This is a genomic window from Streptomyces sp. SID5785, assembly GCF_009870065.1.
Lineage (GTDB): Bacteria > Actinomycetota > Actinomycetes > Streptomycetales > Streptomycetaceae > Streptomyces.
On record NZ_WWIA01000774.1, the window covers coordinates 1 to 903 of the forward strand.

The 903-nt window shown below is 74.8% G+C and carries 1 protein-coding gene; it reads right to left on the bottom strand.

Going from position 1 to position 903, the window contains the following annotated elements:
• Positions 1-903 (bottom strand): ATP-binding protein (locus GTW43_RS25240; protein WP_161304310.1); only part of this gene is annotated, 903 nt, incomplete at both ends.

Below are 903 nucleotides of genomic sequence, written 5' to 3' on the forward strand. Positions count from 1 at the left end.
GACGGCAGCTCGGCCCGGTCGTGCGTCTCCTCCGGGGCGGCGGGCTCGGGGGACGGCGCGGTCGGCGCGGGGGAGAGCGGGGCGACGGCCGCGGGCTGGACGCCCTCCCGCTGCTGGGCGAGGAGCTGCGGCGGGAGCAGCACGACGACGCCCGTGCCGCCGCGCGAGGACGGCCGGAAGTTGACGTCGATGCGGTACTTCTCGGCGAGCCGGCCGACCACGGCGAGGCCGAGCCGGGTGCCCTGGAGCGAGGCGAGGTCGGTGACCCGGCCGGAGACGGCCTCCTCCGCGCGGCGCATCGCCGCGTCGGCCATCTTGAGCCCGCTGTCCTCGATGGTGACGACGATCCCGGCGGACCGTTCCTCCACGTAGACGTGGACCTCGTCGATGGGCGGGGAGAAGTTGGCAGCGTTGTCCATCAGTTCGGCCAGCAGGTGCATCACGCCCTCTGCGGCGAAGCCGGCGATCGCGGCGTTCGACGCGCAGTGCAGCCGCACTCGCTGGTAGGCGGCGATGCGGCCGACGGCGCCGCGCAGCACGCTCTCCATCACGATGGGCTTGTTCCACGCACGGCTGGAGCGGCCGCCCATCAGCAGGGCGAGGCGGTCGGTCATGAGGCCGAGCTGGGACGTGGCGTGGTCCAGGCGCAGCAGGTCGCCGAAGACCTCCTCGCCGTGGCGCTCCTGCATGCTGCGCAGATCGGCGAGCATGCTCACGGACTTGGCCTGCACCCGGCTCAGCGCCTTCGCGGAGGCGGCCTGCGCGGCGGCGGCCCGCCGTTCGCTGAGCGCCAGTTCCCGCAGGAACGCTTCGGCGGGGACCCGGAGCAGTGGCGTCGCGGGCCAGTCCAGCTCGGCGAGGACCGTGTCGGCGGACGCCCCCGCGTGCAGCCGCGCCACGGCC